Origin of the sequence: Kluyvera sp., from assembly GCF_047971185.1 — a bacterium.
GTDB lineage: Bacteria > Pseudomonadota > Gammaproteobacteria > Enterobacterales > Enterobacteriaceae > Kluyvera.
On record NZ_JBKDZH010000061.1, the window covers coordinates 1 to 2,515 of the forward strand.

The window sequence follows — 2,515 nt, forward strand, 5'->3', positions numbered from 1 at the left end:
AGACTGTACTGTTTCATCCACTAAGCCTCGAAACACCTGTACCTTGGTCTTGGCCCAGGAGACCTGGAGTCCCAGTGGCTTCACTTCCTTATGCAGTGCTTCTAGAGCCATCACCAGAACCTCCAGCGACTCAGCGAGGATTACAGCATCATCGGCAAAAACAAGGTCAGTGACTCTGGTATTGCCGACAGACGCTCCACAATGACTCTGGTCCACAGCTCTGCCCAATACCCAGTCCATACAAGTGTTGAAAAGTGATGGGGCAAGGACACAACCCTGCCTCACTCCCGTATTCACAGGAAAGAAGCTGGACACGCCCCCCCCACACTTCACTGCACTCTCAGTCCCTGAGTACAGGCCCGTCAGCAGACCAACAATCCTTGCAGGAATCCCACGGAGTCGCAGGAGATCCCAGAGTGCCTCACGATGCACTGAATCAAACGCCTTCTTGAGATCGACATAGGCTGCAAGCATCCCCTGCCGAAACTCACGTCGGCGCTCCACCAGTACGCGAAGCGCTAGGATGCGGTCAGTTGTTGACTTACCAGGTGTGAACCCTGACTGCTCAGGTCTCTGCAACTTCTGCAGTTGACTGCGGATCCGCATGAACAATAGATGGGCAAGCACCTTGCCTGGCACTCTGAGCAGTGGAAAACCGCAGTAGTTGTTGAAATCCTGACAGTTCCCTTTCAATTTCCAGATAGGGACGACCAACTCCCTCTTCCAGTCAGGAGGAATGGTACCAGACTGCCATACAGCAGTCAAGACTGTAGGTAACCCACGGTTCTTGGCCTCACCTCCAGCTTTGAGCAGCTCCGCACTAATGTTTTAAACACCAACCGCCTTTCCACCCCTCAACCTAGCCAGAGCCTCTCTGACCTCGTCCAAAGACGAGGGGTATATACATATACTTAATATGGAGTTTTACAGTAATGTTTAGTACATAGAAATATACATCTTGCATTCAAACATTCATTCGCTTCATACTCAAGCATAATCTAAGAAATCCCTACATACGTCATATAATACATAAGTAAATCACACCTCGCTGATCAAGTTGGTTTCCTTCAGGGAAGTCTTCAGCCTGTCGATCACATCCGGATGACCGTCCCCAAGCAGAAAGGAGAGAGCAAAGGGCACGCCCATCCTCTCGCAGTAATCTACGTGAGGCTGACGCGCCTCTTCGTACTCTCCACAGTGCAAGAGGATGTGACCGATAGAAAGCGTTCTATTACAAGGGGTACATTTTGGTGGGAAGGTGCTGTTGATATACGGTCTGAGGTGGGTGCGGAGGGTGGAATCCACCCTGAGACGTGCGAGGTCCACTTCCTCCCGTCGCGATAGACGACTAGAAGTGACCCACTGGCCTAGGGTGGGCTTGGACAGTAGGGAGTTGTAGGGTCCAATGAATTTGCCACAGAAGATTAACTGACGGCTTTCCCAGGGAAAGACATGGCTGCAGATCTCCAGGAAGGTTCCACGCTCCGTGGAGCTCTACAGCCGACGTAGCCACAATGTCAGCCTGTTCATGGCCGAGGATATTTTAATGTTCGCCTCTTCGTGCAGTGCCTCGAAAGCCATCACCAGAAACTTGCTAATAGATGCTCCCAATAATTCTGGTCCACAGCTTTGCCTAATGCTCAGTACATAAAAGCGTTGAAGAGTGAAGAGGCAAGGACGCAACCCTGCCTCTCTCCCGCGTCCACAGTAAAGAAGCTAGGTACGCACCCCCAGCACTTCACAGCGATCTCAGTCCCAGAATATTCATGCTTTATCTAGTTTTATTTCCATGCGTGGGTAATCAGAGTTTGTTATCAGCGAATGTTGTTCCTCAAGTACTTGCACGGAACAACAACTTTCGGCCTCTTGAACCGAAAACCGCTTTCCTTCACTACTTTATACAGGTACGTTCTTCCAAGTGGAAAAATTACAGGGGCCTGCGTCACCTTTTCAAGAGTTTTATCAATCCAGGGGGTTTCACTTCTTTGGTACAAAGATAAAAATAACCTTATTATGCACGCTTCCTCGAAGTCCAGCAATGGGTGAGTTCCTTTCCTCTTGGAGGGAGGTGAATAAATTCTACCTTTTACCACTTTTTTGAATCGTTGCACAGAGTTCACTAGTAACCCTGTGACCTCTGCAGTCTGAAGTGCCAGCTCTGTTTCATTTAATGAGGTTTTCTTGCGCTTAAAGTAGTGGATGATGTGTATAACCACCAGTTTTGTTTAGCTGGAGTATGCTTTTCTGCACTCTGGCCCCAAATGCTGTACGTCTTCTGCCATTTCTCTGTCACTGCCTGTAACATAAGAGCAGACAATTAACGTTGGTCTTTTTTTTGTGTGTGTGCATGTGTTCATATTTTTCCTCCTCCTTTTTCTTCTGCTTCTAATTCATATTATGATTATTATTATTGATAATATTATATTTAGCAACACTGGTAATTGTAGTAGCAACAGTAGTGGAAGTTGTAGTTGTATCATCATGACCGTTAGTATTATTGTAAATGTAATATCCA

1 protein-coding gene is annotated in these 2,515 nt (G+C 47.6%); it reads right to left on the bottom strand.

Annotated elements, in window-relative coordinates; genetic code table 11:
* On the bottom strand, positions 1 to 714 hold a 714-nt coding region (locus ACK5JN_RS17380), incomplete at its 3' end, for an RNA-directed DNA polymerase (protein ID WP_416871307.1).
* Positions 715 to 2,515: the final 1,801 nt, after the last annotated feature.